Annotated in this window: 15 protein-coding genes; 6 read left to right on the forward strand and 9 right to left on the reverse strand. The window is 71.7% G+C overall.

The window, feature by feature from the left end:
• Positions 1–65: 65 nt before the first annotated feature.
• The 5 genes from U9R90_RS03465 to U9R90_RS03485 form a co-directional block, all read right to left on the reverse strand.
• The gene (locus U9R90_RS03465) at positions 66–275 is read right to left on the reverse strand and encodes an MbtH family protein (protein WP_411054871.1); all 210 of its coding nucleotides are present in this window, start codon (positions 273–275) and stop codon (positions 66–68) included.
• Entirely contained in the window at positions 272–9,289 is a 9,018-nt protein-coding gene (locus tag U9R90_RS03470; protein WP_411057625.1) for an amino acid adenylation domain-containing protein, read from the reverse strand. The genes U9R90_RS03465 and U9R90_RS03470 overlap by 4 nt, the downstream gene beginning before the upstream one ends.
• Positions 9,223–14,634 carry an amino acid adenylation domain-containing protein gene (locus tag U9R90_RS03475; protein WP_411054872.1) on the reverse strand — a complete coding sequence of 1,804 codons (5,412 nt, stop codon included), beginning with the start codon at positions 14,632–14,634 and terminating at the stop codon, positions 9,223–9,225. Before U9R90_RS03475 ends, U9R90_RS03470 begins: the two co-directional genes overlap by 67 nt.
• An 88-nt stretch (positions 14,635–14,722) precedes the next feature.
• Entirely contained in the window at positions 14,723–15,772 is a 1,050-nt protein-coding gene (locus U9R90_RS03480; RefSeq protein ID WP_411054873.1) for an iron-siderophore ABC transporter substrate-binding protein, read from the reverse strand.
• A gap of 156 nt (positions 15,773–15,928) precedes the next feature.
• Positions 15,929–17,281, reverse strand: a complete 1,353-nt coding sequence (locus U9R90_RS03485; protein WP_411054874.1) for a lysine N(6)-hydroxylase/L-ornithine N(5)-oxygenase family protein — start codon at positions 17,279–17,281, stop codon at positions 15,929–15,931.
• A 132-nt stretch (positions 17,282–17,413) separates the two neighbouring features.
• On the opposite strand from U9R90_RS03485, the gene U9R90_RS03490 reads away from it, so the two are divergent.
• On the forward strand, positions 17,414–18,361 hold the full coding sequence (locus U9R90_RS03490) for a methionyl-tRNA formyltransferase (protein ID WP_411054875.1): 948 nt from the start codon (positions 17,414–17,416) through the stop codon (positions 18,359–18,361).
• A complete protein-coding gene (locus U9R90_RS03495; RefSeq protein ID WP_411054876.1) occupies positions 18,361–18,807 on the forward strand; it encodes a MarR family winged helix-turn-helix transcriptional regulator in 447 nt (148 codons plus the stop codon). The genes U9R90_RS03490 and U9R90_RS03495 overlap by 1 nt, the downstream gene beginning before the upstream one ends.
• Positions 18,808–18,835: 28 nt before the next feature.
• Here the strand turns inward: U9R90_RS03495 and U9R90_RS03500 are convergent, their stop codons facing one another.
• On the reverse strand, positions 18,836–19,105 hold the full coding sequence (locus tag U9R90_RS03500) for an anti-sigma factor family protein (protein WP_411057626.1): 270 nt from the start codon (positions 19,103–19,105) through the stop codon (positions 18,836–18,838).
• A 41-nt stretch (positions 19,106–19,146) separates the two neighbouring features.
• Positions 19,147–19,716: an RNA polymerase sigma factor gene (locus U9R90_RS03505; RefSeq protein WP_411054877.1), complete on the reverse strand. Its 570-nt coding sequence runs from the start codon at positions 19,714–19,716 to the stop codon at positions 19,147–19,149.
• An 87-nt stretch (positions 19,717–19,803) separates the two neighbouring features.
• On the opposite strand from U9R90_RS03505, the gene U9R90_RS03510 reads away from it, so the two are divergent.
• Entirely contained in the window at positions 19,804–20,091 is a 288-nt protein-coding gene (locus U9R90_RS03510) for an anti-sigma factor family protein (protein ID WP_411054878.1), read from the forward strand.
• A 137-nt stretch (positions 20,092–20,228) separates the two neighbouring features.
• Here the strand turns inward: U9R90_RS03510 and U9R90_RS03515 are convergent, their stop codons facing one another.
• Positions 20,229–21,725, reverse strand: a complete 1,497-nt coding sequence (locus tag U9R90_RS03515) for a dihydrolipoyl dehydrogenase family protein (protein WP_411054879.1) — start codon at positions 21,723–21,725, stop codon at positions 20,229–20,231.
• A 132-nt stretch (positions 21,726–21,857) separates the two neighbouring features.
• Here U9R90_RS03515 and trxA point away from each other — a divergent pair, with 132 nt between their 5' ends.
• Entirely contained in the window at positions 21,858–22,250 is a 393-nt protein-coding gene (trxA, locus tag U9R90_RS03520) for a thioredoxin (RefSeq protein ID WP_411054880.1), read from the forward strand.
• Between the two features lie 54 nt (positions 22,251–22,304).
• Here the strand turns inward: trxA and U9R90_RS03525 are convergent, their stop codons facing one another.
• On the reverse strand, positions 22,305–23,501 hold the full coding sequence (locus tag U9R90_RS03525; RefSeq protein WP_411054881.1) for a thiolase family protein: 1,197 nt from the start codon (positions 23,499–23,501) through the stop codon (positions 22,305–22,307).
• Between the two features lie 106 nt (positions 23,502–23,607).
• On the opposite strand from U9R90_RS03525, the gene U9R90_RS03530 reads away from it, so the two are divergent.
• Together U9R90_RS03530 and U9R90_RS03535 are read left to right on the forward strand one after the other, a co-directional pair.
• On the forward strand, positions 23,608–24,027 hold the full coding sequence (locus tag U9R90_RS03530) for a helix-turn-helix transcriptional regulator (RefSeq protein WP_411054882.1): 420 nt from the start codon (positions 23,608–23,610) through the stop codon (positions 24,025–24,027).
• Positions 24,028–24,037: 10 nt separating this feature from the next.
• On the forward strand, positions 24,038–24,454 hold the full coding sequence (locus U9R90_RS03535; protein WP_411054883.1) for a VOC family protein: 417 nt from the start codon (positions 24,038–24,040) through the stop codon (positions 24,452–24,454).
• The last annotated feature ends 30 nt before the right edge of the window (positions 24,455–24,484 follow it).

The raw sequence follows: 24,484 nt of genomic DNA on the forward strand, positions 1-24,484 counted from the left end.
CCGGCCGGGCTGAAATTCTTCAGCCCGGCCGGCGTTTGAGGCCACACCCGAAGGGCGTCCGGGGATCAGGCCTGCTGAGCTATCAGGCTCGTCGGGCGCAGGTCGGTCCAGTGGGACTCGACATACGACACGCACGCCTCGCGCGTGTCCTCGCCGAACGCCGTGCGCCAGCCCGCCGGCACCTCCGCGAAGGCCGGCCACAGTGAGTGCTGGTTCTCCTCGTTGACCAGGACCAGGTAGCGGGCCTGCGGGTCCTCGAAGGGGTTGGTGGTCATGCGTTGCTCCTTTTCGACATTACGGTGAACAGCTCAGAGAGCGGCTGCTCGGGGTCGGCTGCCGCATGGCGCAGCAGCCGCTGAAGTTCTTCGGCGAGTTGCTCCGCCTTCGCCCGGCCGAGCAGTTCGGTCGCGTAGATCAGCGCGCAGTGGACCGGGCCTTCGCCACGCGGCTCGTAGAAGCTCAGCGTCAGTTCCGCCCCCTTCGTCGAGCCGGTCGGTATGGCGTCCAACCGGCCTACGCCGCCCTCGAGTTCGGCGAGCTGCGCCTGCTCGTGGTGGATCACCATGACCTGTGGGCCCGCGGGAGGCAGCCCGGTCGCCCGTACGACGTCGTCGAAGGGGACGTCCTGGCGGTCGAGCGCGCCGAGCGTGGTCTCCCGTACCCGGGTCAGCAGCGAGGCGAAGGTCGGGTCTCCCGCGGTGTCGGTGCGCAGCACCACGGTGTTGAAGAAGCAGCCGACCAGATCGGCGAGTTGGTCGTCGGGGCGCCCGGCGACCAGGGTGCCGATCGGCAGGTCGGTGCCCGCACCGTGCGCGGTGAGCACGGCGGACAGGGCCGAGTGCAGGACCATGAACATGCTGGTGCCGCTCGCCTGGGCGAGCCGGTCCACGTCGGCGTGGAGTTGCTCGTCGAGTGCGAAGGCGACGTGGGCGGCACTGTGGCGGGGCGCGGCGGGGCGCGGGCGGTCCGTCGGGAGCGCCAGCTCACGTGGCACGTCCCGCAGCGTCCGCTGCCAGTAGGCCAACTGCCGCCCGCCGATGCTGTCCGGGTCGGCGGGGTCGCCGAGCACCTCGTGGGCCCAGTGGGTGTAGTCGGCGTACGAGACCGGGAGCGGCGCCCAGTCGGGTTCCTGCCCGTGGGTTCGGGCTGCGTAGGCCGTGGTGAGGTCGCGGAACAGGGGCACCACCGACCATTCGTCCACGGCGAGGTAGTGCAGGGTCAGCAGTACCGCCTGGGTGCCGTCCGACGCGGTGAGCAGTCGGGCCCGTACTGGTGGCTCCTCTGTCAAGTCCGGGGCCTGTGTGGCGAGTTCGGTGAGTCGGGCCTCCAGATCGGTGCAGCGTACGAGCTCCAGGGCGGGCGGCTCGGGCGCGGGGCGCTGGTGGACCGCGCCATCGCGCTCCGCGAACACCGTGCGCAGCGGCGCGTGCCGGGCCACCACGTCGCCCAGCGCGGCCGTGAGCGCGGTGGCGTCCAGGCCGCCGGGCGAGCGCAGCGCCAGCGCGTGATCGAAGCCGGAGTGGCGTCGGTGCGAGGACCACTGCCAGCGCTGTACGGGGGCGACAGGCAGCGCGGCGCCGTCGGGGCGCGGCGCGACCGGGCGCAGCGGGGGCCGGGCGGCCGACGCGCCCTCCAGCTTTGCGGCGAGTCCTGCGACGGTCAGGGCGTCGAAGACGTCTCGGATGCTCAGTTCGGCTCCGAAGACGGACCGTATCCGGCCGAGCAGGCGCATCGCGGCCATCGAGTGGCCGCCCAGCGCGAAGAAGTTGTCGTGGATGCCGACGTCGTCCAGCTTCAGGATCTCCGCGAAGACTTCGGCCAGGCGGGCCTGGGTCGCCGTTGCCGGGCGGGCGTCACCGGTCAGTCGGGTCCAGTCGGGTGCGGGGAGCGCCTTGCGGTCCAGCTTGCCGTTGGGGGTCAGCGGCAGCGGGCCGTCCAGCGGCACCACGAGAGCGGGCACCATGTACTCCGGCAGCAGCCCGGCCACATGGGTGCGCAGCTCCCGCGGGTCGAGTTCTCCGGCTCGCGGGCCGCCTTCCAGGGCGGCGTAGCCCACCAGGCGCACGATGTCGCCGGTGCGGTCGGGCAGTACGGCCGCCTGGCTGACCGCCGGGTGGTCGGCGAGCGCCGCCTCGATCTCGCCCAGTTCGATACGGAAGCCGCGGATCTTCACCTGGTTGTCGACCCGGCCGAGGAAGTCGAGGGTGCCGTCGCGGCGCCAGCGGACGCGGTCTCCGGTGCGGTACATGCGGCTGCCGGGCGGCCCGTACGGGTCGGCGACGAAGCGCTCCGCCGTCAGCGCGGGCCTGCCGAGGTAGCCGCGGGCGAGTCCGCGTCCAGCCACGTACAACTCGCCTGCGACGCCCGGTGGGACCGGGCGGAGGTGGGCGTCAAGGACGTAGCAGGCCGTGTTGGGGTCAGGGCGGCCGATCGGCACCCGTCCGGTGGGACGCCCGCCACCCGCCTGCCGTGCGGGCCACAGCGTGGAGTTCACGGTGGCCTCGGTCAGTCCGTACGCCGCGATCAGGTCGACCGTGGCGCCGAAGCGGTCGAAGAGGTCCGGTGGGACCGTCTCGGTGCCGACCAGGATCGTGGACCCTTCGGGCAGTTCACAGTCCGCGGGGAGCGCCGACACTAGGGAGGGCGGCAGGATCATGTGGCTGACTTGCTGGTCTGCCAGGAAGTCCGTGAGTGCCGGTCCCGCGACGCGTGCCTCGTCGGAGATGAGGACAAGGCGGCCGCCGTGGCACAGCGCCATCGACAGTTCGAAGACGAAGACGTCGAAGCCGATCGAGGCGAACTGCAGCACCCTGCTGTCGCGTTCCAGGCCCATCCGGTCGACCGCGGTGGCCACCAGGCTGGCGATGCCCTCGTGCGGGACGACCACGCCCTTGGGCCGGCCGGTCGATCCGGAGGTGTAGATCACGTAGGCGGCCTGGTCCAGGCTCACCGGCCGGGTGCGTGGTGGGGACTCGGGCAGCTGGGCGAGCGCGGCCGCGGTCTCGGGCGCGTCGAGCAACACCACGGGGACGCAGGGTACTTCGGGGATCTTCCCGGCCACCGGCTCGGTGCCGACGACGAGGGCGGCAGCGGAGTCCTCGATCATGTAGGTGAGCCGGTCGGCGGGGTGGGCCAGGTCGAGTGGCAGGAACGCGGCGCCTAGCTTGAGGGCGGCGAGCACCGTCGCGACCATGTCTGCCGAGCGGGGTACCGCCACGCCGACCACGCTCTCGTCCCGCACGCCACGCGCGGCTAGCAGGTGTGCGATGCGGTTGGCACGGGCGTCCAGTTGGGCGTAGCTGACCGACCTGGTGGGTTCCACGACGGCCACCGCGTCGGGCCGCTCGGCGAGCCGCTGGGCGAACAAGTCGGGCAGCGAGGACGCGTCGACCGCGCGGGCCGTGGCGTTGAAGTCCTCCAGGACCAGCTGCCGTTCGTCGGCGGCGAGTACCTCCACTCGGGATACCGGGGCCTCGGGCTCTGTGACTACCGCCGCGACCAGCTGCCTCAGGCGGTCGCCGAGCCGCTCGGCGGTCTCCTGGTCGAACAGTTCGGTGGCGAACTCCAGTCGGCAGGCCAGCGTGCCCGCGTCCTCGTCGGCCGCCACCTGCTCGGTGAAGCTGAACACGAGGTCGAACTTGGCCGAGTTGATCCGGTAGGGCACGTACTCAAGGCCGAGACCGGGCAGTTGCAGCTCCTCTCCCGTGCGGTTGTGGTAGCCGACCATCACCTGGAAGAGCGGGTTGCGGGCGAGCGAGCGTGTCGGGTTCACCTGCTCGACGACGGACTCGAACGGCACGTCCGCGTGCGAGAACGCGGCCAGGTCGGTGTCGCGTACCCGCGCGAGCAGCTCGGTGAAGCTCGGGTCGCCGCTGAGGTCGGTGCGCAGGACGAGGGTGTTGACGAAGAAGCCGACCAGTTCGTCGAGCGCCTCGTCGCTCCGCCCCGCGATGGGTGAGCCTAGGGGGATGTCGGTACCGGCGCCCATGCGGTGCAGCAGCGCGGCTACGGCCGCGTGCACCACCATGAACATGCTGGCGCCGCTCTCGCGGGACAGCCGCTTCAGCCCCTGGTAGGCCGTGGTGTCGAACGTGATGTCGAGTTCGGCGCCGGTGAAGGACGGCCGTGCGGGCCGCGGCCGGTCGGTGGGCAGCTCGATCTCCTCGGGTGCGCCCTTCAACGTCGTCCGCCAGTAGTCGAGTTGCCGGGCGGCCAGACTCCCCGGGTCGGCCGGGTCGGCCGGGTCGCCGAGCAGCCGCTGCTGCCACAGGGCGTAGTCGGCGTACTGGACGGGCAGCGGCTCCCATTCCGGTGCCGCGCCGGAGCGGCGGGCGTCGTATGCCGTGGCCAGGTCGCGCAGGAACGGCCGGTCCGACCACTCGTCGGTGGTGATGTGGTGCAGCAGGAGTACGGCGACGTGGTCGTCCGGCGCGAGTTCGACGAGGGTCGCCCGCAGCGGCAGCTCGGCGGCGAGGTCGAAGGGTCGGTTGACGGCGGCGTCGACGATGCCGTCCACCTCTGCCTCACCGGCGCGTACGCACTCCACCACGGGGTGCGCCTCATCGACCGGCAGGACCCGTTGGAAGGCCTGACCGTCACGCTCGGCAAAGACCGTCCGCAGGGCTTCGTGACGTGCCGTCACATCGGCGAGAGCCGCCCGCCAGGCCTCCACGTCGAGCGGGCCGCGCAACCGCATGACCAGCGGGAAGTTGTATGCGGCCGAGGTGCACTCGATCTGCTGGATGACCCACAGCCGCTGCTGGGCGTGGGACAGCGGCAGCTCGGCGGGCCGCTCGCCTGCCGTCAGCGCCGGGCGGTCGGTCGTGGGCGAGCCGGTCGCGCGCTCCACCAGCTCGGCGACGGTCGGCGCCTCGAACAGGTCACGGATGGCCAGTTCCGCCGAGAGCGCGGTGCGGGCCCGGCTGATCAGCTTGGTCGCGAGCAGCGAGTGGCCGCCGAGATCGAAGAAGTTGCTGTCGATGCCGACGCTGCCTTCGGCGAGTCCAAGCACTTCGGCGAAGAGTGCGCAGAGGGTCTCCTCGCGCGGCGTCCGGGGCGGGCGGCTGCTGCTCGGCCCGGCGAGGTCCGGGGCGGGCAGGGCCTTGACGTCGAGCTTGCCGTTGACGGTCAACGGGAGGGCAGCGACCGTCACGAGCGCGGCCGGGACCATGTAGTCCGGCAGGGCGGCCTTCAGGTGCGCGCGCAGCGACTGGAGCAGCTGCTCGCTTCCCTGGGCATCGCCGCGCGCATGGGCCTCTTCGGGTACGACGTAGCCGACCAGGCGCTTCGTCCCCGCGTGCTCGGCCACCACGACCGCCGCGTGCGCGACCTCGGGGTGTGCGGCCAACGCCGTGGAGATCTCACCCAGTTCGATCCGGTAGCCGCGGATCTTGACCTGGTCGTCGGTGCGGCCGAGGAAGTCGATCAGGCCGTCCGGGCGCTGTCGTACGAGGTCGCCCGTCCGGTACATCCGCTCGCCGGGGGCGCCGAACGGGTCGGCGACGAACCGCTCAGCCGTCAGTCCCGGCCGGTCGTGGTAGCCGCGGGCCAGCCCGGTACCGGCGATGTACAGCTCGCCGGGGCAGCCTGACGGGACCGGGCGCAGCATCGCGTCGAGCACGTACGCCCTGGTGTTGCGGATCGGCATGCCGACGGTCGGGGTCGCGCTGTCCGTCGTGGAGCCGCCGAGTGTGTTGATGGTGTACTCGGTCGGCCCGTACAGGTTGTAGCCGTAGGTGCCGTCGGTGCGGCGCAGCCGTGTCCACACCGTGTCGGACACGGCCTCACCGCCGAGCAGCACCAGCGCGGGACGGTGGTGGCCTGCCTCTGGGTCGTCGTCCAGCAGGCCCTCCTCGATAAGGAGTTGGACGTAGGTGGGTGTCACGTTGACCACGTCGACGCGGTTCCGGTCGCAGTAGGCCACCAGTGCCTCGGCGTCCCGGCGCAGCTCCTCGTCGCAGATGTGCACCTCGTGCCCCTCGACGAGCCAGAGCAGCTCCTCCCAGGACATGTCGAAAGCGAAGGACACGGTGTGCGCGATACGCAGTCGGCGTCCGCCCGCCGCGGCGATCGCCGGGTCGAAGATCTCCTTCTGGTGGTTGAGCTGCATGTTCGTCAGGCCTCGGTGCGGCGTGACGACGCCCTTCGGGCGACCCGTCGAGCCAGAGGTGTAGATCACGTACGCGGGGTGCTCCAGGCGGCTGGGCACACCGTGCGCGAACGCGGGCCGCTCCGCGTCGGCCACCTCGCCCGACGGCAGGTCTGCCAGCTCCGCCGCGATACCCGCGTCGTCCAGCAGGACCTCGGCCGCCAGGGCGCCGGACGCTCCGCGCAGCGTCGGCGCGACCGCGCTCGTGGACAGCAGGCACAGGGGCCCGGTGTCCTCGACCATCAGCCGCAGCCGGTCGGCGGGGTGGTCCAGGTCGAGCGGCAGATACGCGGCGCCGGTGCGCAGGACGGCGAACAGCGCCACGACCATCTCGATCGAGCGCGGCAGCGCGAGGGCTACGACCTTCTCGGGGCCCGCGCCGCGTGCCAGGAGCAGCCGGGCCAACCGGTTGATCCGCGCGTCCAGTTCGGCGTACGTCAGGGTGTCGTCCCCGAAGACCAGCGCCACGGTGTCCGGGGTACGGGCCGTCTGGGCGGCGAGCAGGTCGGCGATGGTCTCATCGGCCACCGCGTGTCGGGTATCGGCCCAGTCGGCGGCCAGGGCGGCTCGCTCGTCGGGCAGCAGCAGGTCCACGCCGCACGTACGACCGGCTCCGGCGGCGAGGGCCTCGGTCAGGCGCTCCAGGACGGTCGTGAACCGGGTGAGGAGCGTGGTGGCCTCCTCGGCGTCGAACAGGTCGGCGCGTGCCGCCAGCGTCACTCGCAGGCGGGCCTCGGGGGTGACGATCAGGGTGAGCGGGAAGTGGGTGCCGTCCACGTTGGACACGTCGACGATGCCGTGCCGCCGCCTGAGCGCGGCCGCCCGGTCCTCGCCGTCGGCCGAGCGGAGGACGAACAGGGTGTCGAACAGGCGGCGGTGGCCGGTCTCCTGCTGTAGCGCCCCGAGGCCGACGTGCTCGTACGGCATGACGGCCGCGCGCTCGGACTGCATCCGCCGCAGCAGGTCGAGGAGGGGCTCGGCCGGGTCGAGGGCGACACGGGTCGGCACCGTGTTGAGGAACATGCCGATGACTCCGGCGACGTTCGGGATGTCGGTGGGCCGTCCGGCCACCGCGGTGCCGAAGGCGATGTCGCTTCGGCCGACCACCGCCGAAAGCACCAGGCCCCAGGCGGCGTTGAGCACCGTGTTGAGGGTGAGCCCGTGGCGGCGGGCGAGTGCGCGCAGCCGGTCGCTGGCCTCTTGCGGCAGCACCGTGTCGAAGTCCGTCGGGATCACCGGGTCGCCGTCGCGCCCGGTCGGCGCGACCAGGGTCGGCTCGTCGAACCCGGACAGGGCCTTGCTCCAGGCCGCGATGGCGGTTGGGTTGTCCTGCTCGTCCAGCCAGGCCAGGTAGTCGCGGTAGGAACCGGCGGGCGCGAGCCCGGTGGCGTCACCGGCGCGCTCGTACAGCGTGAACAGCTCTTCCAGGAACAGCCACGCGGACCACCCGTCCCACAGGATGAGGTGGTGGGTGACGACGAGCCGGTCCGTGCCGTCGGGCAGTCGGATCAGCAGCAGTCGGCAGAGCGGCGGAGCGGCGAGGTCGAAGCGCTGCTGGCGGTCGGCCGCGAGGAGTTCGCCGATCCGCGTCCGCTGGTGCTCGGCGGGCACATCGGAGAGGTCGACCTCCGTCAGCGGGATCTCCAGGCCGTCCACGATGAACTGCACAGGTCCCGGCAGGCCGTCGCTGGTGAACCCGGCGCGCAGACCGGTGTTGCGGGCCAGCAGCGTGCGGCAGGCCGCCCGCAGGCGATCGGCTTCGACGCGGCGGTCGAGGTGCAGGGTCTCCTGGGACAAATAGACGTCCAGTGCGCCGTCGTCCGCGCCGACGTCGTAGCTGGCGTGGAAGTACATGCCCTCCTGAAGGGGTGACAGGGGCCAGATGTCGGCGACCGGCAGCCCGGCCACGGCAGCCACTCGGCCGGTCTCGTCCGGCGAGAGCACGAGCCCGCCCAGCGGCGTGTGAGCGGGGGGCTCATCGGATGCGCCGGACGCGGCGACCAGTTGGTCGAGCAGGGCCCGCAGGGCGGGGTCGACCGCGTCGCCGGACTGCTGGGCCAGCATGGCCTGGAGGGCGGCGGCGGCCTGCCCGGCGTCCGCGGCGGCCACCGTCACGCCCGGCTCAGCCGGTCCGCCCTGGGCCTCGGCGGCGGGCTCCGCCTCGTGCCCGGCGGCGGCCGCGAGCGCGGCCGGGGTGCGGCCTTCGAAGACGTCGCGCGTACTGATCGTCAGTCCTCGCTCACGGGCTTGGGTGGCTACGGCGATCGAGGTGAGGCTGTCGCCGCCCAGGACGAAGAAGTCGTCCTCCGGGCCGACTTCGGGCACGCGGAGTACGGCGGCGAACACCTCGCAGAACGCGCGCTCGCGCTCGTCGCGCGGCTCACGTCCACCGGCCGCCGCAGCCACGGCGGGCGCGGGCAGGGCGTTCTGGTCGAGCTTGCCGCTGGGTGTCAGGGGCAGCTCGTCCAGGATCACCACGGCACTGGGCACCATCGTCGCGGGCAGCGCGTCACTCAGCGCCGTACGCAGAGTGTCCGCACCGAGGGCCTCCGCGCCCAGAGCGTCGGCCGCGTCCGGTGTGGGTACGGCGTATCCGACGAGTGCGCCGTCGCGTACGGTCACGGCGGTGGCCGCCACACCCGTCTGGGCCGCCAACGCGGCTTCGATCTCGCCGAGTTCGATGCGGTTGCCGCGGATCTTGACCTGGCGGTCGGTGCGCCCGAGGTAGTCGATCGCCCCGTCCGCGCGCCGTCGCACCAGGTCTCCGGTCCGGTACATCCGCTCACCCGGCGCGCCGTGCGGATCGGCCACGAACCGCTCGGCGGTCAGTCCTGGCCGGTCGTGGTAGCCGCGGGCCAGTTGGACTCCGGCGAGGTACAGCTCACCGGGCACCCCGTCGGGCACCTGGCGCAGGAAGCGGTCCAGGACGTACAGGCGCGTGTTCCACACCGGTCGGCCGATCGGGACGGCGAGCTCGGCGCCCCCCTCGTACGGGAACCAGGTCACGTCCACGGCCGCCTCGGTGGGCCCGTAGAGGTTGTGCAGCGGCACCGGGCCCCACTCGCAGCGCGAGGTCAGCTCCCACCAGCGCCTGGCCGCATCGCCGGTGAGCGCCTCGCCGCTGGCGAAGACGCGACGCAGGCTCGCCGCCCAGTCCGTCCCGCCCGTCCCGCCCTGGCGAAGACGCGACGCAGGCTCGCCGCCCAGTCCGTCCCGCCCGTCCCGCCCGTCCCGCCTCCAGCGACCTCCATGGCCTGGACGAACGCGGCCAGCATCGAGGGCACGAAATGCAGTGTCGTGATGCGCTCGGCCCTGATCAGCTCGGCCAGGTACGCGGGGTCCCGGTGACCGTCCGGCCGGGCGAGTACCACCGTGGCGCCCTCGACGAGCGGCCAGAAGAACTCCCATACCGACACGTCGAAGCTCGACGGGGTCTTCTGCAACACCCGGTCGTCCGGGTCGAGGCCGTACCGGCCCTGCATCCAGGCGAGCCGGTTGACGATCGCGCGGTGGGTGACCACGACGCCCTTGGGGCGCCCGGTGGAGCCGGAGGTGTAGATCAGGTAGGCGGGGTGGTCGGGGGCAGCGCCCCAGCCCGCGCCCGCCTCCGTGTCCACGTCCACGTCCCCGGTGCCTTCCAGGTCTTCGAGGACCAGTCGCTCAAGGCCGGGGACATCGGGCAGCTGTCCGGCGACCTCGGCGGTGGTCACGACGGTACGTGCCCCCGAGTCCGCGAGCATGAACGCCATCCGGTCGGCGGGGTAGTCCGGATCGACGGGCAGGTAGGCGGCGCCCGACTTGAGCACGGCGAGGAGCGCGACCATCAGTTCGCCCGAGCGCGGTACGGCGACCGCGACGAACCGCTCAGGGCCCGCGCCCCCGGCCCGCAGCCGCCGGGCGAGCGAGGAGGCGCGCTGGTCGAGTTCCGCGTACGACAGCGTGGTGTCCTCGAAGACCACCGCGGCGGCCTGCGGTGTACGCGCCACCTGCGCGGCGAAGAGGGAGGCGAGGGTGGTGTCGGGAACCGCGTGGGCGGTCGCGTTGAGCGCGCCCAGGTGCTCGTGCTCCCGCGCCGACAGTAGGTCGATCTGGGCGAGCCTGCGCTCGGGCTCGGTCACCACGGTCCACAGCAGCGCCTCGAACCGGCTGGCGAGGGTGGCGACGGCCAGTTGGTCGAGCCGCGCGGCGTCGTGCTTGAACCGCAGGGTCAGCTGCTGGCCGGGGTGGACGATCAGGGCGAGGGGGTAGTGGACGGCGTCGAAGACCTCGACGCCGGTGAGGTGCGGCGCGTCGGTGCTCGGCTCGGCGGGCAGCGTCTCGCTCGGGTAGTTCTCGAACACCACGAGGGTGTCGAAGAGTTCACCGCCGCCGGTGAGCCGCTGGATGTCGGCCAGGCCCAGGTGCTGGTGGTCGATGAGCCCGGCGTGCTCGTCCTGCACGCGCCGCAGCAGCTCGGTGAGCGAGTCGTCGGGCCGCATCCGCACCCGTGCGGGGACGGTGTTGATGAACAGGCCGACGGCCGCGTCGAGTCCGTCCACCTCCGTGGTACGTCCGGACACGGTGGTGCCGAACACGACGTCCGAGCCCCCGGTGAGCCCGCCGACGAGCAGACCCCAGACGCCGTGCAGCACGGTGCTGAGGGTGAGGCCGTGGGTGCGGGCGTACGCGGACAGGTCGGCGGTGAGCCCCTCGGGCAGCCGGACGTCGATGTGCTCCGGGCGGACCGGCGACGGGCCGTCGCAGGTCGGTTCGAGCAGTCGGGTCGGTCCCGGCAGGCCGGACAGCGCCTCCTGCCAGGCGCCGCGGGCCGCGTCCCGGTCGCGGTCTGCCAGCCAGGCCAGGTACGGGTGCGGGGGCGGCGGAGGCGGCAGCTCCACCCCGCGGTAGGTGGCGAGCAGTTCGCGGAGCAGCACGGTCACCGACCAGCCGTCGGCGATGATGTGATGCAGCGTCAGGAGCAGTCGGTTGCGTTGCCCGTCGCGGATGAGCGTGGCCCGCAACAGGGGCGGCCGCGCTAGGTCGAACCGCTCGGCCCGGTCGGCCCGGAGCAGCTCGGCCAGTGAGGTCTCGGACAGGTCGACTTCCCGCCAGGGCAGCGTGACGTCGTCGGCCAGCCGCTGGACGACGTTCCCGTCGGGGAGTTGGCGGAACGACGCGCGGAGCAGCGGATGCCGGTCGAGCAGGGTTTGCAGGGCGTCCCGCAGGCGGTCGGCGTCGACCGGTCCGTCGAGGTCGAGGAGTTCCTGGACCAGGTAGAGGTCGGCGGCCGCCTCGTCGAACCGCGCATGGAAGTAGAAGCCCTCCTGTAGCGGGGACACCGGCAGCGCTGTCTCGTCCAGCGCGGTCAGATCCGGTACCGCCGCGTGCTCGTCCGTGGTGGCCACACTGGCGAGCGCCGTCACCGTGCGGCGCCGGAACACCTCGCGCGGGGTGAGCGTGAGACCGGCCGCGCGGGCCCGGTTGACCAGCTGGATCGCGACGATGCTGTCGCCGCCCAGTTCGAAGAAGCTGTCGTGGACGCCGACCACCGGCAGGCCGAGCACGTCGGCGAACAGCCCCGCGAGCACGGTCTCTTCGGGTGTCGTCGGCGGGGCGTCACCGGCCGTCGACGTCCACTGGGGTTCGGGAAGCGCGCGTGTGTCGAGCTTGCCGTTGGGTGTCAGGGGCAGGGGTGCGGGCAGGACGACGACGGCCGAGGGTGCCATGTGGTCCGGCAGCGTGTCCGCCACGGTGGCCCGTGCCGCCGCCACGGCGGCGGCGGTGTCCGTACCGTCGTCGCCGACCAGGTAGGCGACCAGGCGCCGCGCCCCGCGGTGGTCGTCGCGGACCAGGACGGCGGCCTGGGCGATTCCCGGGCAGGCCATGAACGCGCTCTCGATCTCGCCCGGTTCGATCCGGTGACCGCGGATCTTGAGCTGGCCGTCCGCGCGGCCGAGGAACTCCAGGTTGCCATCGGCGCGCCAGCGGACGCGGTCGCCGGTGCGGTACATCCGCGCGCCGGGTCCGCCGAACGGGTCGGCGACGAAACGCTCCGAGGTCAGTCCCGGTCGGCCGAGGTAGCCGCGGGCCAGGCCGCGCCCGGCGACGTACAGCTCACCCTCGACGCCGACGCCGACCGGGCCCAGCGCCGCATCCAGTACGTAGCAGCGGGTGTTGGGGTCGGGGCGGCCGATCGGCACCGGGCCCTGCCAGTCGGAGCCCGCGGGCCACAGCGTCGAGTTGACCGTGGCCTCGGTCAGGCCGTACGCGACGACGACCCTGAGGCGCCCGGACCAGCGGGCGATGAGTTCGCCGGGTACCGCCTCGGTGCCGACCACGAGCACCGCGCCGTCGGGCAGTTCGCAGTCCTGCGGCAGCGCCGCGACCAGTGACGGCGGCAGGATCATGTGGGTGGCCTGGTGTTCCTCGATGTACTCGGTGAGTTCCGGTCCGGCGACCCGGCGCTCGGCGGGGACCAGGATGACCCGGCCGCCCACGCACAGCGACATGATCAGGTCCCATACGGTCACGTCGAAGCCCACCGAGGCGAACTGCACGACACGGCTTTCCGCGTCGATGCCGATGCGGTCGGTGGCCGTCGCGATCAGGCTGCCGACGCCGTCGTGGGTGACGACGACGCCCTTGGGGCGGCCGGTGGAGCCCGAGGTGTAGATGACGTACGCGGCCTGGTCGAGGACGACCGGCACATCCGGGTCCCAGGCGTCGGCCGAGGCGAGCTCGGCGGCCGTGGTGTCCTCGTCGAGCAGCACCCGCTCGACTCCGGGTATCCGGGGCAGCTCGGCGGCGAGTTCGCCGGTCGTGACGACGGCCTTGGCGCCTGCGTCGGAGAGCATGTAGGCGATGCGGTCCTGGGGGTGGTCCGCGTCCAGCGGCAGATACGCCGCTCCCGCCTTCATCACCGCCAGCAGGGAGACGACCAGTTCGGGCGAGCGCGGTACGGCGACGGCGACGACGTCCTCGCGGCGTACGCCCCGTGCGATCAGCAGCCGGGCCAGCCGGTTCGCGGCGGCGTTGAGTTCCGCGTACGACAGCTCCTGGCCCTCGCAGACCAGCGCGACGGCGTCCGGTGCGCGGCGTACCCGCTGCTCGAACGCGGCGGGCCAGGAGAGTTCCGGAACCTCGCGGGGTGCCGTGCCGAACTCCTCGACCAGCAGGGTCTGTTCGGCGGCGTTCACCAGCTCGATACGTGCGAGGGGCCGGTCCATGCCCGCCGCCATGGCGTCGAGCAGCAGGAGGAAGCGGCGCTCGTGGTCGGCCAGTGTCTGCGGGTCGCAGGCGTCGGCGTCCGCGTCGAAGTCGATACGGAGGGCCTCGCCGTCGCGGGGTTCGCTGAAGGTGACGGCCAGATCGCTGACCGGGCCGAGCCACAGCGGGTGGAGGTCGCCCTGGTGGTCGTCGAAGCGCAGGCCTTTGGGGCGCGGGAGGATGTTGACCGTCGGCCCGACCAGCTCCGGCACCCCGTCGACCAGGCCCAGGTCCCTGGCCAGGTCCTCGGCGCGGTAGCGCCCGTGCTCGACGGCCCCGGCGATCTCCTGGTCCACCGCCGCCACGAGTGCGGTCGCGGTCATGTCCCCGTGGACGGCGACGCGCAGCGGAAGCACGTTGGACACCACGCCGGGAACGTCCCGCGAGTCGGCGTCAAGGCGGGCGGTGACCGGCAGGCCGATGACGAGGTCCCGCTCGCCGGTGACCCGGTGCAGATACGCGGCGACGGCGGCGACCAGCACCCGGGACAGACGGGTCCCGGTGCCGCGCGCAGCCACGCGCAGCCGGGTGGTCTGCCGCGGCGAGAGGTTCACGGTGCGGCGTTCCCGCCGCGTCATGGGCGCGGCCGAGCGCTCGACCAGGCGGACGGGCTCGGGGCGGTCGGCCAGCCGGTCCAGCCAGTACGCGCGGTCGGTGTGCGGTTGTTCGGACGTGCGGTAGAGGAGGTCGGATGCGACCAGGCGGGAGAGCGCCCAGTCGGGCCTGGCGGGTGCGCCGCCGTCACCGGCCGTGTAGATCTCCGCGACCCGTCGGGAGATCAGCGCGACGCCCGTGCCGTCGAGCACGATGTGGTGGTAGCGCTGGTACCACAGGACGCGGTCGGGGCCGAGGCGGAGCAGTGCCTGGCCGAACAGCGGGCCGTCGGCGAGGTCGACGGGCCGGGTGCGGTCGGCTTCCATCCAGGCCGCCGCCGCGACGTGCGGGTCCGGCTCGCCGCGCAGGTCGACCAGCGGGACGTCCACGGCGAACGGGGTGCGCGTCTGACGCGCTCCCCCGCCGTCGGGGCTGATGCGTACGTGCAGGCAGTCCGCCTCCTCGACCGCCTGCCGCACCGCGGCGGCCAGGCGGTCGAGGTCGGTGTCGCCGCGCAGTTCCAGGGAGTACGCGAGGTGGTAGACCGAGCTGTCGGGCTCGATCTGCTGGGCCAGCCAGATGCCGGTTTGGGCACCGGTCACGGGTGTCCCGGTCGCGGTCGTCCGGTCGGACTCGGCCTCGCGCATGGTCGGATCGCCTTCCCTGGTCGTACGTCAGCGGCGGTGCGGTTGGTTGGCGGTGCGGTTGCTTGGCGGCGCGACTGCTTGGCGCCAACTACTTGATGGCCGTCAGCAGCGGCTCGATCTCGTCAATCGCGTAGGGGATCGACAGGACCGTGTTGAAGGAGAACGCGGCGCCGACGTCCGGGTCCTGGTAGGGGACGAACAGGTCGCGCTTGTCCTGGGAAACCTTGAGCTTCTTGTAGAACGGCTCGGCCTTGATGCGGTCGTTGGCTTCGGTGCTGGAGGTCACCCAGACGAGCCGGTCGACGTCGAGTACGTCGAGCTTCTCGGCGCTCAGTTCGGCGACGTTCCAGCCCGGCTTGGCCAACTTGTCGATCTCAGGCTTCAGTTGGAAGCCGAGTTCCGAGAAGAAGATCGACTTGGGGTCGGTCTTGGTGAACGCGGAGTACTTACCCGCCTCGAAGCTGTCGGCCACGGTCAGGGTCTGCTTGGCGAACTCGGGGTGCTTGTCACGTACGGCCTTGAACCGCGCGTCGATGTCCGCGATCTTCTTCTTGGCCTCGGCCTCCTTGCCGAGCGCCTTGCCGATCTGCGTGGTCATCGTCTGCCAGGGCGCCGCGTAGTCGTCGTGGCCCTTGGGCTGGGCGACAACCTTGGCGATCTTGGACAGCGTGTCGTACTGCTCCTTCTTCATCCCCGAGTACTGGGCGACGATCAGATCCGGCTTCAGGGCCGCGATCTTCTCCACGTTGTACTCGTCGCGCTCACCGACGATCTGCGGCTTGGTGTCACCCCAGAGCTCCTTGGTCCAGGGCCACTTGCCGTACGGGTCCTCCTTGAACCAGTCCACCGCGCCAACCGGCTTGACGCCGAGCGCCAGCACCGCGTCCTGGTCGGACAGGCCGAGCGTGACGACCTTCTTCGGCTCCTTCTCGATCTCCGTACTGCCGTACTTGTGCTCGACGGTGACCGGGAAGGCTCCGGACTCGGCGCCGGGCTTGGCCGCCGCCTTCGTGCTGTCGGTCTTCTTGTCGTCGTCGCCGCTGCCGCAGGAGGTCAGGGCCAGCGCGGCGGCCACGGCGAGGGCCGTGCGCGGGATGTATCTGACGAACCTCGTCAGCGGACGGGCACCAAGGGACACAGGTCTTTCCTTTCGCGGGGGTTGTTCACCGTGCGTGGCGCGCCCGCCCGGCGCGGGTAGCGGACACCGGGCGGGATACGGACTCCGGACGGGATACGGCGGGATGCGGACCCCGGGCGGGATGCGGCGGGATGCGGCGGGGCGCGTGGGCGCGAACTAGAGAGGGGTGCTGATCTCGGCGGCGGCGCTCAGGCGGCTGCCGGACGCGGACTGACGGCCCCGGTCCACGATCGACTCGAGGATCTCGCCGACCCTGATCGCGGTGTTCGACAGCAGGGACGAGGTGATGCCGTGCGTGTGCTCGGTACCGCCCTGCAGGTAGATACCGCACCGCAGTTCGGCGTCGGTCGCGACGCGGTAGTCGCGCTCGACGCGGACCCGCCCCTCGTCGTCGCGATGGCAGTGGTCGCCGACCGCGCCGAGCAGACCGAGGGCGTCGGCGGAGCGGTAGCCGGTGGCGTAGACGACCACATCGGCGTCCAGCGGAGTTCTCTCGCCGGTCACCAGTGACTCGACGGTGGCGCGGACCTTGTCCGGGGTCTCCACGACGTCGGTGAGCCGCGACACGTTGAGGAAGCGCAGCCGCTCGCTGCCCAGGACCTTCTCCCGGTACGCCTGGCGGTACAGGTCGTCGATCAGATCGATATCCACCACGGCGTAGTTGGTGTTGCCGTGGTACTCCATCAGCTTCCGCTTGATCTCGTCAGGGGCGGTGAAGTAGTCGTCCACCGCGTCGGGATCGAAGATCCGGTTGGCGAAGCTGCTGTCGTCGGCCGGGCTGTAGCCGTAGCGGGAGAAGACGGCGCAGACCTCGGCATCGGGGAAGCGGCGGCGCAGGAAGGCCACGTTCTCGGCGGCGCTCTGGCCGGCCCCGACCACCACGAAGCGGGACGGCTCGGCGTCGTCCAGGCTCTCCACCCGGGACAGCAGGTCGGAGTTGTGCCAGATCCGGTCCGTGCGCTCGACGCCGTCCGGCATCCGCGGCCGTAGACCGGTGCCGATGACGAGGTTGCGGGCCCGGTGGACCACCGTCTCGGTGCCCGAACGGGCCGTCACATCCACGTACTCGACGACTCCGTCGCGTACGACGGGCCGTACGGCGACGACTTCGTGCCCGTAGGACACCATGTCGTCGACCTGGGCGGCGGCCCACTCGAAGTAGTCGTGGAACTCCACCCGCAGCGGGAAGAGGTTCTTGCCGTTGACGAAATCGACCAGCCTGCCCCTGCTCTGCAGGTAGCACAGGAAGCTGAACTCGCTCGACGGATTGCGCAGCGTGACCAGGTCCTTGAGGAAGGACACCTGCATCGTGGCGTCGTCGATCAGCATGCCTCGGTGCCAGCCGAACCGTGGCTGCCGTTCGAAGAAGTGCGCGGTGACCGCCTCCTGCCTGCCGACGCGGGCGTTGTGCTCGCTGAGCGCTATCGCCATGGCCACATTGGACGGCCCGAAGCCAACTCCTATGAGGTCGTGGGTTGGTGGTGCGTCGTCAGGAAGAGCCTGTGACATGTCACTCCCATCGTGCGGGGCGAGTGGAACTTAGGTAAAGCTAACCTAATCAAGCCAGGCTGTCGACGTTGCGAACTTAGGTAAGCCTTGCTTTACTCGACGCCAGTCCATCCCTGCTCTGAGGAGGAACCCATGCGGGTCGTCATGTTCGGTTATCAGACCTGGGGGCACCGCACCCTGCGCGCCCTCCTGGACTCCGAACACGACGTGGTGATGGTCGTGACGCACCCCAAGAGCGAGCACGCGTACGAGAAGATCTGGAGCGACTCGGTCGCCGATCTCGCCGAAGAGCACGGGGTGCCGGTGCTGATCCGCAACCGCCCCGACGACGAGGAACTGTTCATCCGGCTCAAGGAAGCCGACCCGGACATCATCGTGGCCAACAACTGGCGGACATGGATTCCGCCGCGCGTCTACGGCCTCCCCCGGCACGGCACGCTGAACGTGCACGACTCGCTGCTGCCCAAGTACGCCGGCTTCTCCCCGCTGATCTGGGCGCTGATCAACGGCGAGCGCGAGGTGGGCGTCACCGCGCACATGATGGACGACCAGCTCGACGCGGGTGACATCGTGATGCAGCACGCGGTGGCGGTGGGGCCGAAGGACACGGCCACCGACCTCTTCCACAAGACGGTCGACCTGATCGCCCCGGTCACCACCGGCGCGCTCGACCTCATCGCCTCCGGGCACACCGAGTTCACCCCGCAGGACCGGTCCCAGGCGACGTTCTTCCACAAGCGGTCCGCCGAGGACATCCGCATCGACTGGAACTGGCCGGCCGAGGACCTCGAGCGTCTGGTGCGCGCCCAGTCCGCCCCGTATCCCAGCGCGTTCACCCACCACAAGGGCAGGCGCCTGGAGGTCGTGTCGGCGGTCGTGTCCGAAGGCCGCTACGGCGGCACGCCGGGACGCGTCTTCTACCGCGAGGGCGACGGCGTGGTGATCGTCGCCGGGGCCGACGCCCGCACCGGCCGCAACCGCGGCCTGGCCATCACGCGCGTACGCACCGAGGACGGCGAGGACATGTCCGCCACGGACTACTTCACCGCGATGGGCGGCTACCTCACCAGTCGTCCCTGATGATCGGGAAAGGGGACGTCAGCCACCCGTCGAGCGTGCTCGACCTCAACGCCTACCTCATGTACCTGATCGGCAAGACCGCGCGGCGCAGACTCACCGAGCGGCTGACGGCCCGCGGACTGCGGCTGTGGCACGCGACGGCGCTGGCCTTACTGGCCGACATCGGCCCGCGGCCCAAGGGGGACCTGGCGGCCCGGCTCGACATGAACCCCAGCGACCTGGTCAAGATCGTCAACGATCTGGACCGGGCGGGTTGGGTGACCTGTACGCGCGACACCGCCGACCGGCGCCGCATCGAGGTCGCGCTGACGCCCGCCGGGCGGTCCGCGCTCACCTCGCTCAACGCCGAGATCTCCGCCGTCGACGACGACCTCCTGGCACCCCTGTCCGAGGCGGAACGCGCCCAACTCGGTTCCCTGTTACGCCGCTTGCACGTCGATGCCTGACGCCTCTCGGGGGTCACTCCGCGCGGCGTCAGGCGCCGTCGGCCGTCCCGTCGGCCGAGTCGTCGTCCGGCGGCGGGTCCCGCAGCAGCGCCGTGGAGAAGTCACGCAGCCGTCTCAGCGTCAGGTCGTCGGGGCTCTGACGGCGTGCCAGGGCGCTCTTGATCTCCTGGTACACGGTGGCCTCCAGGCCGCAGCGGCGGCAGTCCGCCAGATGCGCGGCCACCCGCCGGGCGGTGACCTCGTCGGCCTCGCCGTCCACGTAGGACTGCAACACGCGGGCCACCTGCAGGCAGTTCATTCGGCGCTGCGCGCGCGGGCCGCCGCGCCAGGGCACTCTGCTCACATCAGACCTCGCTTCGGTGCCAGTCCGGCCGCGGTCAGCCGGGCTCTGATCCGTTTCCGTGCCCGGTGCAGACGGCTCATCACGGTGCCCTCCGGGATGTCCAGCAACCGGGCGGTCTCCGCGTACGACAGGCCGTCGATGTCCACCAGCTGCACGACCTTGCGGTGCTTGTCGGGCAGCGCCGCGAGGGCCTCGTCGACCACCTCGTCGAACGCCTCGCCCACCACCACCGCCTCCGGCGACCCTTCCGTACTGGTCGGGCCGAGCCGTTCCAGGTCCCTGTCCGGGTCGTCCAGGAGGTGCGGCCTGCGGCGGCGGTGCCGGTTCACCTCCGCCCTGCGCATGATGGTGAGCAGCCAGGCACGCGGATGCCGCCCGTCGAACCGGTCGACGGCCCGGTAGGCGCGCAGCAGCGTCTCCTGCACCAGGTCCTCGGCGTCCGCGGGCTGCGGGGTCAGCGTCATCGCCACCCGCAGCAGCACCTCCACCTCGGGCAGCACATAGGTGGCGAACGCCTGACCCCGGGGGTCCGACGCATCGCCGGGCGCGCTGATTCTGTCTTCCACGCACCGGAAACCCGCCAGCTCGTCCGCGGCATTCCATGGAATGGTCCGGGTGGCCGAACGGGTTCCCGGACCATGAGCACACCGCGCATGCCACGACCGCGCCACGTCTGGGCCGAGTGCCTCGAACGCGTGCGGCATCTGCGGCTGCGCGGCGACCTGGAGGCGTACGCGGACGGCGAGCTCACCGGCGCACGCCGTACCCGGATGGCCGCGCACCTGGACCGCTGCTGGGTGTGCAGCGGCCGACTGCAGACCCTGCGCCTGGTCAAGGCGTCGATACGTGGCCACCCGCACCGCGCCCCGGCCTCACTGTCCCGAGCGCGAGTAGACCGGTACGCCCGCCAACTGGCCGACACCCGGCCACCACGCCGCTGACCTCTCGGGCGTCGCCGCTGACCTCTCGGGCGTCGCCGCTGACCTCTCGGGCGTCGCCGCTGACCTCTCGGGCGTCGCCGCTGACCTCTCGGGCGTCGCCGCTTACTCCGGCGCTCTGCTGTGGTGTCGATGGTGGGCTAACCCCGGTACGTCTCCAGCAGCCGCAGCCACACCTCGCTGATCGTCGGATACGCGGGTACCGCATGCCAGAGCCGGTCGATCGGTACCTCGCCGCTGACCGCGATCGTCGCCGCGTGCAGCAGTTCGCCGACGCCGGGGCCGACGAAGGTGGCGCCGAGCAGCACCTCCCGGTCGAGGTCGACGAGCATCCGGGCGTGCCCCCGGTAGCCGCGCGCGTACAGGCCCGCGCCCGACACCGAACCCAGGTCGTAGTCGACGGCACGGACCCGGTGCCCCGCCGCCTCGGCCTCGGCCAACGACAGGCCGACGGCCGCCACTTCCGGGTTGGTGAAGACCACTTGGGGTACGGCGGCGTGGTCGGCGGTCGCGGCGTGCGCGCCCCAGGGGTCGGACTCCAGGATCGGGACGCCGCGCGCGCGTGTCGCGATCGCGGCTCCCGCGATCCGTGCCTGGTACTTGCCCTGGTGCGTGAGGAGCGCCCGGTGGTTGACGTCGCCGACCGCGTACAGCCAGCTGCTGCCCTCGACCCGGCAGCTGTCGTCCACGGTGAGCCAGGTGCCCGGTGCGAGACCGACGGTGTCCAGGCCGATGTCGTCGGTACGCGGGGCACGCCCGGTGGCGAAGAGGACCTCGTCGGCCTCCACCATGTCGCCGCCTTCGAGCGTGAGCGTGACGCTGTCCGGGTGGCGCGCGACCGCCGTCACGGAGGTCCGGGTCCGCACATCGGCGCCCGCCTCGCGCAGCGCCTCGGCGACCAGTTCCCCGGCGAACGGCTCCATCCGGGGCAGCAGCCCCGGTCCCCGTACCAGCAGGGTGACCTGCGAGCCGAGCGCCTGCCATGCCGTGGCCATCTCGGCGCCGACCACCCCGCCGCCGACCACCGCGAGCCGCTTCGGTACGCGGTGCGCGCTGGTCGCCTCGTGGCTCGTCCACACCTTGGCGCCCTTGACGCCCGGCAGCTCGGGCACGACGGCGCGGCTGCCGGTGCACACGACGACGGCGTGCCGGGCCGTGAGCACATGGTGGTCGCCCTCCGGGCTGGTGACCGCGACCCGTTTGGGGCCGGTGATCCGGCCGTGGCCCCGGTAGATCCGCGCGCCGACGGAGTCGAGCCAGCCCGCCTGGCCGTCGTCCTTCCAGTGCGAGGTGATGTAGTCCCGGTGCGCGAGGACCGCGCCGGCGTCCAGCGGCCCCTGCACGGCCCCGCTCAGGCCGGGCACCGCACGGGCGTCGGCGCGAGCCAGGGCAGGGCGCAGCAGCGCCTTGCTCGGCATACAGGCCCAGTAGGAGCACTCACCGCCGATCAGATCACTCTCGATGACGGCCGTGCTCAGACCGGCGGCTCGGGCGCGGTCGGCGACGTTCTCGCCCACCGCCCCCGCTCCGATGACGATGACGTCGTACGCGACGGCCGGAGCCTGTCCTGGCGCATGTCCCGGCGCGTGTCCCGGCGCGTGTCCCGATGCGTGTTCCTGTCCGTATCGCTGTCCCATGTCAGCCAGTCTTCCCGTAGGTGTGCGGCACGGCCACAGGGGGCAGCCGGACCAGTGTCCCGGAATAGGGAAACCGCCCTCGGCGTTGTGCGGGGGCACCACGACGTAGTCGCCCGGAAGAGGTAGGAAGCTGTGAGCACCCAGGAACTCACCAAGGAAAACTTCGACACGATCGTGTCGGAGAACGACTTCGTCGTGATCGACTTCTGGGCGGAGTGGTGCGGCCCGTGCCGCCAGTTCGCCCCGGTCTACGAGGGCGCGTCGGAGCGCCACTCCGACGTGGTCTTCGGCAAGGTCGACACGGAGGCGCAGCCCGAGCTGGCGCAGGCCTTCGGCATCCAGTCGATCCCGACGCTGGCGATCATCAGGGACCAGGTCGCGATCTTCGCGCAGCCCGGCGCGCTGCCGGAGTCCGCGCTTGAGGACGTCATCGGGCAGGCCCGGAAGGTGGACATGGACGAGGTCCGCAAGCAGATCGCCGCGGAGCAGCAGAAGGCCGAGGAGAAGGCCCAGGAGCAGGAGTAGCGGCGGAGCGGGGGACGCGGCACCTGCCACGTGCCCCCGCCCGCGCTATCGGTTTCAGCGCTCCAGTACGAGGGCGAGCCCCTGGCCGACGCCGATGCAGAGCGCGGCCAGGCCCGTCCCCGAGCCCGCCGCGGCGAGCTGGTGGGCGACCGACCCGGCGAGCCTGGCCCCCGATGCGCCGAGCGGGTGGCCGATGGCGAGGGCGCCGCCGCGCGGGTTCACCACGGACGGGTCAAGATCGGGCCAGGCGGCGAGGCAGCCGAGCGACTGGGCGGCGAAGGCCTCGTTCAGCTCGAAGGTGGTCAGGTCGCCGAAGGACTTCCCGGCCTTGGTCAGGGCGCGCTGTACGGCCTCGACCGGGCCGAGGCCGAAGAGCTGCGGCTCGATGCCGGTGACGGCCGAGGCGCTCACGCGGGCCAGCGGCTCGCGCCCGGTGGCCCGCAGGCCCTCCTCGTCGACGAGGAGCAGCGCCGCGGCGCCGTCGTTCAGGGGCGAGGAGTTGCCCGGCGTGACGGTGCCGCCGTCCTTGCGGAAGGCGGGCTTCAGTCGGCCGAGGGACGCCATGTCGCTGTTCTCGCGGATGCACTCGTCGCGGGTCAGGTCGCTGCCGTCGTACGGGACGACCTCGCCGTCGTACAGGCCCGCCGCCCAGGCCTTGGCGGCCTTCTGGTGGCTGGCGAGTGCGAAGGCGTCCTGCTCTTCGCGGGTGATGCCGTGCTTGTCGGCGATCAGTTCGGCGCCCTCGCCGAGCGAGACGGTCCACTCGGCGGGCATCTCGGGGTTGACCATGCGCCAGCCGAGGGTGGTCGAGTGCAACTGCTGGTGGCCCGCGGGGAAGGCACGTTCGGGCTTCTGCAGGACCCAGGGGGCGCGGGACATGGACTCGACGCCGCCCGCGATGGCGACCGAGGCGTCGCCGAGCGCGATGGCGCGGGCCGCCTGGATCACCGCCTCCAGGCCTGAGCCACAGAGGCGGTTGACGGTCACGCCGGGCACGGAGACCGGCAGTCCGGCCAGCAGGACGGCCATCCGGGCCACGTCGCGGTTGTCCTCGCCCGCGCCGTTGGCGTCGCCGAACACGACGTCGTCGATGCGGGTGGGGTCCAGGTCCGGGGTGCGGTCGACGAGGGCGCGGACGACGTGTGCGGCCAGGTCGTCGGGGCGTACGGAGGCGAGGGCGCCGCCGAACTTGCCGATCGGGGTGCGGGCGGCGTCGACGATATAGACATCGCGCACGGCGGGGCGGGTCATCGCTGCGGGCTCCTGCGGTTGTCGGGGGCGGGGTCGAGTCTCGGGTGCGGGATGCGTCGTGTCAACGGACGGTTGATGCCACCTGGCGCTGTGGGATGGTGGTCGTGTGACGTTGGAGGATCTCGTCCGGCTGCGCCGGGCCCGTGACCTGATGGACCGCGAGTACGCGGAGCCGCTCGACGTTCCCGCGCTGGCGCGCGGCGCCCTCATGTCGGCGGGCCATTTCTCCCGCAGCTTTCGCGCCGCCTTCGGCGAGACTCCGTACAGCTACCTGATGACGCGCCGGATCGAGCGGGCCAAGGCGCTGCTGCGGCGGGGCGACCTGGCGGTCACGGAGGTCTGCTTCGCGGTCGGCTGCACCTCGCTGGGCTCCTTCAGCTCACGGTTCACCGAGCTGGTCGGCGAGAGCCCGAGCTCCTACCGCGCCCACCCCCATGACGAGGGCGCCGCCATCCCGGCCTGCGTCGCCAAGATCCACACGCGACCGGTCAGGAACGGAGAAGCGAAAACTCCTCCGCGCTCCTAGCTTGGAACGCATGGACATCAACCTTTCACAGTGCTTCATCGCCGTCGACGACCACGACAAGGCGCTCGCCTTCTACCGGGACGTTCTCGGTCTGGAGGTGCGCAACGACGTCGGGTTCGAGGGGATGCGCTGGGTGACCGTCGGCTCGCCCGCACAGCCCGATGTGGACATCGTCCTCGAACCGCCCCTCGCGGACCCGAACGCCTCGCCCGCCGACAAGGAGGCCATGGCGGAACTGCTGGCCAAGGGCCTGCTGCGCGGTGTCATCTTCCGGACCGAGGACTGCGACGCCACCTTCGAGCGCCTCCGCGCCGGGGGCGGCGAGGTGCTGCAGGAGCCGGTCGACCAGCCCTACGGCGTCCGCGACTGCGCCTTCCGCGACCCTTCAGGCAACATGCTGCGCTTCAGTCAGCCGCGCGGGCGGTGAGCTCTCCTCTCGCGCACCGGGTGGCGGAGC

The sequence above is a fragment of the Streptomyces sp. E11-3 genome (genome assembly GCF_046540415.1).
Taxonomy (GTDB): domain Bacteria; phylum Actinomycetota; class Actinomycetes; order Streptomycetales; family Streptomycetaceae; genus Streptomyces.